Here is a 7540-nt window from a genome sequence, read left to right on the forward strand (position 1 = left end):
GCCGTCCATCCACGGATACCCTTGACAGGTGACCGACGCCCAAGAGACCGCAGCAGACAGCTCACTGCGAACCACCGGGGGCGCCCCTCCGGACGACGGCGGATCCTCTGACGCCGGGGCGCCGACCCCGCTGCTCGAGCCCCGCGAGGGCATACCGCCCGTCATCGCCGACGCGGACGCCCTCGTCCAGGTGGCCACCGCCCTCGCCGCCGGCTCCGGCCCCGTCGCCGTCGACGCCGAACGGGCGTCCGGCTACCGCTACGGCCAGCGCGCCTACCTGGTGCAGCTGCGCCGCGAGGGCGCCGGCACCGCGCTGATCGACCCCGCCGCCTGCCCCGACCTGTCCGGCCTCGGCCAAGCCCTGTCCGGCGTGGAGTGGGTGCTGCACGCCGCCACCCAGGACCTGCCCTGCCTGCGCGAGATAGGCATGACGCCCACCGCCCTGTTCGACACCGAGCTGGCCGGCCGGCTCGCCGGGTTCCCGCGGGTCGGGCTCGGCGCGATGGTCGAGGGCGTCCTCGGCTTCGTCCTGGAGAAGGGCCACTCCGCCGTCGACTGGTCCACCCGCCCGCTGCCCGAGCCGTGGCTGCGGTACGCGGCGCTCGACGTGGAACTCCTCGTCGACCTGCGCGACGCGCTGGAGAAGGAGCTCGACCGGCAGGGCAAGCTGGAGTGGGCCCTGCAGGAGTTCGACGCCATCGCCTCGGCGCCGCCGCCCGAGCCCCGCAAGGACCCCTGGCGGCGCACGTCCGGGATGCACAAGGTGCGGCGCAGGCGGCAGCTCGCCGTCGTACGGGAGCTGTGGCAGGCCCGGGACCGGATCGCCCAGCGGCGGGACGTCTCACCGGGCAAGGTGCTGCCGGACGCGGCCATCGTGCAGGCCGCGCTCTCCACTCCGGCCAACGTGCACGCCCTCGCCGCGCTGAACGGCTTCGGGCACCGCATGGGGCGGCGGCAGCTGGAGCAGTGGCAGGCCGCGGTCGACCGGGCCCTGGCCCTCGACGACTCCGAGCTGCCCCAGTCCGGGCAGCCGGTGACCGGGCCCCCGCCGCCCCGGGCGTGGGCCGACAAGGACCCCGCGGCGGCGGCCCGACTGGCCGCCGCCAAGGCCGCGGTGTCCGCGCTGGCCGAGCGGCTCAACATGCCGCAGGAGAACCTCGTCGCCCCGGACGCGGTGCGGCGGCTCTGCTGGGAGCCGCCGAGGAGTGTCGACCCCGAGTCGGTCGGCGCCGCCCTGGAGGGGTACGGGGCGCGGCCCTGGCAGGTGGAGCAGGTGTCTCCGGTGCTGGCGGGGGCGCTGTCGGTCGGGCGGGTCTGATCCTCTCTCCTACCTGGTCGCTCCTTTCATGAAGCCGTTGTAGATGAACCGCTGCAGGAACAGGAAGACGACCAGGGTCGGCAGGATCACCAGCACCGCCCCCGCCGAGATCGTCTCCCAGTGGGCGCCGAAGGGGCCGCGGAAGCGGAACAGGGACGTCGAGATCACGCCGAGGTCCTCGGACGGCATGTAGAGGAAGGGGATGTAGAAGTCGTTGTAGACGGTGATCCCCTTCACGATCACGACCGTGGCGATCGCCGGTTTCAGCAGCGGGAAGATGATCTTCCGGTAGATCGTGAAGGCGTTGGCGCCGTCCAGGCGGGCCGACTCGTCCAGCGAGACCGGGATCGACCGCACGAACTGCAGGAAGATGTAGATCGAGACGATGTCGGTGCCCATGTAGAGCGCGATCGGCGCCCAGCGCGTGTCGAACATCCCGAAGCTGTTGACGATCTGGAAGGTCGCCACCTGGGTGGTGACCCCGGGGACCAGCGCGGCGACGAGGAACAGCGCCACCACCAGCTTCCTGAAGCGGAAGGTGAAGCGGTCGATGGCGTACGCCGTCATGGAGCCGATCAGCACCGTGCCGCCGATGGCGAAGACCAGGACGAAGGCCGTGTTGCCGAACGCGGAGAGCATCCGGCCGTCCCGGAACGCCGTCACGTAGTTGTGGAGGTTCAGCAGGTCGCCGGGGAGCGTGAGCGCGCCGCTGCCGTCGGCCATCTCCTCGGGTGTCTTCAGCGAGGTCAGGAAGACCACCCCGAGCGGGAGCAGCACGACGACCGCCGCGGCGATCAGCGACAGGTACACCAGGGTGCGGGTGACGGTACGGCGTGTCATACCAGGTCCACCTTGTCGTCGGGGACGAGGCGTCGCTGCACCCAGGTCACCGCGAGGACGATCAGCAGCAGCACGACCGCGGCCGCGGAGGCGAGCCCCGTCTTGTTGAACTGGAAGGCCAGTTTCACGGTCTGGATCACGAAGGTCTCGGTGCCGGTCGCCCCGCCGGTCATGATGTACGGGATCTCGAAGGCCGACAGCGAGCCGGAGACGGACAGGATCACGGTCAGGGTCAGCACGGGCTTGATGCCGGGCGCGATGATGTGCCGGAACTGCTGCCAGCGGTTCGCTCCGTCCAGCTCGGCCGCCTCGTACAGCTCCCCGGGGATGGACTGGATGGCGCCGAGGAACAGCACGAAGTTCAGCCCGAGGTAGCGCCAGACGGAGACCCCGGCGAGGGAGGTGTTCGCGGAGACGGGCGTCCCCAGCCAGGCGTGGTCCGGGTCGTACCCGAACAGGGCGAGCACCGAGTCGAGGGTGCCGCCGTCCTGGAAGAAGTACAGGAAGACGAAGCCGATCGCGACGCCGTTGATCAGGTACGGGAAGAAGAGCACGCCCTTGAAGAAGTTCCGGAACCGCACGTCGAAGCTGAGCACGGTGGCGAAGTAGAGGGCGGCGACGATCTGGACGGCGGAGGCGGCCAGGTAGTAGCCGCTGACGAAGAACACCTCGAACAGCTCGGGGCGGGTGAACAGCTCGGTGTAGTTGTGGCCGCCCGTGTAGTGCAGTTCGGGGCTCACGCCGTCCCAGTCGGTGAAACTGTAGGCGAGCATGTTGGCGATCGGCGCGTAGGTGAAGGTGATCAGCAGGGCGAGCGGGGCGAGCAGGAAGAGCCAGGGGGTCAGCCCCCGCCACACGCGCGCGTGGCGCGGGGCGGGGGCCGGAGTGGGGGCCGCGACCGGTACGGCGGGCGTCACGACCGTCCTCCGGGTGGTGTCCGTCATCAGGACCCCACGGTCTTCTGCGCCGCCGCCCACTTCCTGCCGAGGTCGCCCAGGAAGCCGTCCAGGCTGCCCTTGCGGGCGCCGCGCGCGAGGTCGACGAGGTCCTGGCGGTAGTCCGGTTTGTAGATGCCGACCTCGGACTGGTCGTCGATCAGCTTCTCCTCGGCGCCGGCGCTGTCGTCCAGTTCGATGAGTTTCACGCCCGCCTCCTCGTACGGCTTCAGGACCTCCGGCAGGGGCGCGTCCTTCAGCGGGGAGATGGCGAGGTTGTCCTTGTCGTAGCCGGAGTTGTCGGTGAACCAGTCGATCCAGGCGCGGGCCGCCTCCTTGTGCGGGGAGTGGATGTTGACGGCCTGGTTGTAGTCGGGGCCGACGACCGCGCAGAACGTCCCGTCCACCTGGGCCGGGAAGGGCATGAACCCGATGTCGGCCGGGTCGAGGCCGGCCTTCTCCGCGGCGTCCTGGAACTGGATGATCGCCCAGGTGCCGNCCGAGCCACTGCGTGGCGATCTCGCCCTTGGCCAGCCGGGCCTTGGACGCCTCCCAGTTGGTGGTCGTCGGGTCCTTCTCGGCCAGGCCCCCGTGCACGATGTCGTACAGCAGCGTGTCGCCGACGCGCAGGTCGGCGCCCTGCGCCCAGGGGTCGCCCTCAACCAGCTTGGTGGTCGCCCGGGTGTCGCAGTGCACGGAGCCCTTGACGAAGGTCCAGGAGGTCAGCGGCCACTGGGCGGCGAAGTTGGTGTAGTACGGGGTCGCGCCGGTCTTCTCCTTGATCGCCTTCAGGCCGTCGAGGAACTGGGCGGAAGTGGTGGGCCACGTGGTGACCCCGGCCTGCTCCCAGACCTTCTTGTTGTAGACGAAGCCGGGCATCACGCCGATCGGGCTCTGTCCGTAGACCTTGCCGTCGACGGTGGTGAAGTCGGTGAACCGGTACTTCTTGCTCCGCTCGGCCCGGGTGCCCAGCGAGGCGAAGAACCTGGGGTAGTCGCTCTTCTTGATCACCCCGGGGATCATCAGGACGTCACCGTAGTTCTCGGTGTTCATCCGGATCTTGACTTCGGACTCGTAGTTGGTGAGCGCCTGGAACTCGACCTTCACCTTCGGATACGTCTTGTTGAAGGCGGCGGCGTACTTCTTCATCGTGCCGTCCTGCACCAGGTCGGTGCGCTGGGTGAGGACGGTGATGGTCCCGCTCACCTTCGACGGGTCGTCGGGCGCCTCGGCGTCCTGCCCCTTCGTCGAGCCTCCGGTGCCGGTGCACCCGGCGAGCAGCAGGGCGGCGGCCGCGGTCGCGGCCCCGGTGAGGACTGTGCGGCGGTTCATGTGCGTCAGCTCCGTTCTGCGGACGGACGAGCACTGCGGATGGGCCGGTCCGGCCGGGACGGCCGGGTGACCGGGTCGGCCGGGACGGCCGGGTGACCGGGTCGGCCGGGACGGCCGGGTTGGCTGATTCGGCACTCTGACAGCGCTTTCTCAACCGGTAAAGTCCGAATCTCGCCAACGATGCGAAGTCACAGACCAGTTGGGTTGGACCGGTTTAGGGAGAGCGCATGCTCAGCACCACACCGCTCACCGACGGATGGATCCTGCGACACCCTGACGAGGACGGGGCCGGCCTCCCGGCCGCCGTGCCGGGCTGCGTGCACACCGATCTGCTGGCCGCCGGGCTGGTCCCGGACCCCTTCCTCGGCCGGAACGAGACGGAGGCGGCCTGGGTGGGCCGCCGGGAGTGGACGTACGAGAGGCGGCTGGGCACCGCCTCGGAGCACGAGCGGACCGACCTGGTCTTCGACGGGCTCGACACCGCCGCCGAGATCACGCTGGACGGCCGCACGCTGGGCCGGGTGCGGAACATGCACCGCTCCCACCGCTTCGACGTGACCGGACTCCAAGGACTGCTCGTGGTGCGCTTCGCCTCCGCGTACGCCGAGGCGGAGGCCGTGCGCGGGCGCCTCGGTGACCGGCCCGCCGCCTACGCCGAGCCGTACGCCTTCGTCCGCAAGATGGCCTGCTCCTTCGGCTGGGACTGGGGGCCGACCCTGGTCACGGCGGGGATCTGGCGCCCGGTGCGGCTGGAGTCCTGGTCCACGGCCCGGATCTCCCGGGTACGCCCACTGGTCACCGTCGAACAGGGCGCGGGCGTCGTCGAGTTGCGCGTCGAGGTCGAGCGGACCCGGGCCGACGCCGGGCTCGCCGTCGAGGCCCGGGTGGGGGGCGTACGGGCGCGGGCGGCGATCGACGGCACGGACGGGACCGTACGGCTCCGGGTACCGGACCCCGAGCTGTGGTGGCCCCGGGGATACGGAGAACAGCCGCTGTACGACATCGAGTTGACGCTGTTGCACGGCTCCGACGCGCTGGACGTGTGGCGCCGCCGGATCGGCTTCCGGACGGTGGAGCTGGACACCTCCGCCGATGCGCACGGCAGCGGCTTCACCCTGGTCGTCAACGGGGAGCGGCTGTTCGCCCGGGGCGTCAACTGGATCCCGGACGACGTGTTCCCCTCCCGGATCACCCGCGAGCGCTACCGGCGGCGGCTCGGACAGGCGGCCGCGGCCGGCGTGAACCTCGTGCGGGTGTGGGGCGGCGGGATCTACGAGAGCGGGGACTTCTACGATGCCTGCGACGAGCTGGGCCTGCTGGTCTGGCAGGACTTCCCGTTCGCCTGCGCCGCCTACCCCGAGGAGCGGCCCCTGCGCGGCGAGGTCGAGGCCGAGGCCCGCGAGAACGTCGTACGCCTGATGCCGCATCCCTCGCTGGTGCTGTGGAACGGCAACAACGAGAACCTGTGGGGCTTCCGGGACTGGGACTGGGAGCGGCGGCTCGCCGGGGACTCGTGGGGCGAGGGCTACTACCTGGGGCTGCTGCCCCGGGTGGTGGCCGAGCTCGACCCGACGCGGCCGTACACGGCGGGCAGCCCCTGGTCCGGGTCCTGGGCGCACCACCCGAACGACCCCGCGCACGGCACGCACCACTCCTGGGAGGTGTGGAACCGCGCGGACTACGCGGACTACCGGCGCGAGGTGCCGCGTTTCGTGGCCGAGTTCGGCTGGCAGGCACCGCCCGCGTACGCCACCCTGCGCCGCGCCCTGCCCGGCGAGGACCTGGCGCCGGACTCCCCCGGCATGCTGCACCACCAGAAGGCCGACGACGGCAACGGCAAGCTGGAGCGCGGGCTGGCCCGCCACTTCGCCGTGCCCGAGGGCGACTTCGACCGCTGGCACTACCTCACCCAGGTCAACCAGGCCCGGGCCGTGGCGGCCGGCGTCGAGCACTGGCGCTCGCACTGGCCGGTGTGCGCGGGCACGGTCGTGTGGCAGCTCAACGACTGCTGGCCGGTGACGTCCTGGTCGGCGATCGACGGGGACGGGCGGGAGAAGCCGCTGTACCACGAGCTGAGGCGGCTGTACGCGGACCGGCTGCTGTCCCTCCACGTACGGGACGGCGGGCTGGTGCTGGCCGCGGTCAACGACTCCGGTGAGGAGTGGGCGGCCGAGCTGGTCCTGCGCCGGATGTCCGTCGCGGGCGAGGTGGTCGCCTCGACGCGTACGGCGGTGCGGGCCGCGGCGCGCACGGTCGCGCACGTCGGCGTCCCGCCCGAACTGGCGCCGGCCGGACCGAAGGAGTTCCTGGTCGCGGACGCGTGGGGGTCCCCCCTGTTCGAGCGAAGTCGAGAACTCGGGGGAGGGCTGCGCGCCCTGCACTTCCCGGCGCCGGACCGTGAAGTCCCCTACCCCCGACCGGAGTTCGACGTGTCTGTGGAGTCCGGCGCGGTCACCGTGACCGCCCGCACCCTGCTGCGGGACCTGCTGCTCCAGGCCGACCGGCTGGACCCGGCCGCGCGGGCCGGCCGGGGGCTGGTCACCCTGCTGCCCGGTGAACGGGTGACCATCGAGGTCGGCGGCTGGAAGCCTCCCCCCGGCCGGGAGGCGGCCGACGCCGTCCGGTCCGCCCTGTACTGCGTGGAGCCCGCCCGATGACAGCGCCCCGTGTCACCATCAAGGACGTCGCCGCCCGCGCCGGGGTGTCCAAGGGGGCCGTGTCGCTGGCCTTCAACCGCAAGCCGGGCCTGTCGGAGGCGACCCGCGACCGCATCTTCGAGGCCGCGCGCGAGCTGGGCTGGGCACCGAACCCGGCCGCCCGGTCGCTGGCCGGCTCGCGCGTGGACGTGGTGGGGCTCGCGATCTGCCGGCCGGCCCGGATGCTCGGCCTGGAGCCGTTCTACATGGAGTTCGTCTCCGGTGTGGAGAGCGTCCTGACCGAGCACTCCTGCTCGCTGCTGCTGCGGCTCGTCCGCAGTCCCGAGGAGGAGGCTGGTCTGCTGGAGTCGTGGTGGAGGGCCCGGCAGATCGCGGGCTCGATCCTCGTCGACCTCCGCGCCGACGACCCGCGGCCGGCCGTGGCCGGGCGGCTGGGGCTGCCGGTGGTCGCCGTGGGG

At 71.5% G+C, this 7540-nt stretch carries 6 protein-coding genes and 1 pseudogene; 3 read left to right on the forward strand and 4 right to left on the reverse strand.

Going from position 1 to position 7540, the window contains the following annotated elements; all coding sequences use genetic code 11:
• Nucleotides 1-28 precede the first annotated feature (28 nt).
• Nucleotides 29-1318, forward strand: a complete 1290-nt coding sequence (locus tag RH94_RS09285; RefSeq protein ID WP_073947150.1) for a ribonuclease D — start codon at nt 29-31, stop codon at nt 1316-1318.
• 9 nt (nt 1319-1327) lie between these two features.
• On the opposite strand, the gene RH94_RS09290 is transcribed toward RH94_RS09285, so the two are convergent.
• From RH94_RS09290 to RH94_RS42860, 4 genes and pseudogenes are all read right to left on the reverse strand, one after another.
• Nucleotides 1328-2158: a carbohydrate ABC transporter permease gene (locus RH94_RS09290; protein WP_073947151.1), complete on the reverse strand. Its 831-nt coding sequence runs from the start codon at nt 2156-2158 to the stop codon at nt 1328-1330.
• A complete protein-coding gene (locus RH94_RS09295) occupies nt 2155-3102 on the reverse strand; it encodes a carbohydrate ABC transporter permease (protein ID WP_073947152.1) in 948 nt (315 codons plus the stop codon). Before RH94_RS09295 ends, RH94_RS09290 begins: the two co-directional genes overlap by 4 nt.
• A partial coding sequence (locus tag RH94_RS42855) for an extracellular solute-binding protein (protein ID WP_234425645.1) occupies nt 3102-3591 on the reverse strand: 490 nt, incomplete at its 5' end. The genes RH94_RS42855 and RH94_RS09295, both read right to left, overlap by 1 nt.
• Before the next feature lies 1 nt (nt 3592).
• Nucleotides 3593-4425: pseudogene (locus RH94_RS42860) on the reverse strand (ABC transporter substrate-binding protein); the annotation flags it as partial.
• A gap of 227 nt (nt 4426-4652) precedes the next feature.
• Here RH94_RS42860 and RH94_RS09305 point away from each other — a divergent pair.
• Together RH94_RS09305 and RH94_RS42865 are read left to right on the forward strand one after the other, a co-directional pair.
• On the forward strand, nt 4653-7082 hold the full coding sequence (locus tag RH94_RS09305; protein WP_073947153.1) for a glycosyl hydrolase 2 galactose-binding domain-containing protein: 2430 nt from the start codon (nt 4653-4655) through the stop codon (nt 7080-7082).
• On the forward strand, nt 7079-7540 hold a 462-nt coding region (locus tag RH94_RS42865; RefSeq protein WP_234425646.1), incomplete at its 3' end, for a LacI family DNA-binding transcriptional regulator. The genes RH94_RS09305 and RH94_RS42865, both read left to right, overlap by 4 nt.

The organism is Streptomyces kebangsaanensis (assembly GCF_001906585.1).
GTDB lineage: Bacteria > Actinomycetota > Actinomycetes > Streptomycetales > Streptomycetaceae > Streptomyces > Streptomyces kebangsaanensis.

What these genes read in the sequence shown, in the direction of transcription:
- RH94_RS09290 (WP_073947151.1), bottom strand. Translation starts at nt 2,158, where the DNA reads ATGACACGCCGTACCGTCACCCGCACCCTGGTGTACCTGTCGCTGATC.
- RH94_RS09295 (WP_073947152.1), bottom strand. Translation starts at nt 3,102, where the DNA reads ATGACGGACACCACCCGGAGGACGGTCGTGACGCCCGCCGTACCGGTC.
- RH94_RS09305 (WP_073947153.1), top strand. Translation starts at nt 4,653, where the DNA reads ATGCTCAGCACCACACCGCTCACCGACGGATGGATCCTGCGACACCCT.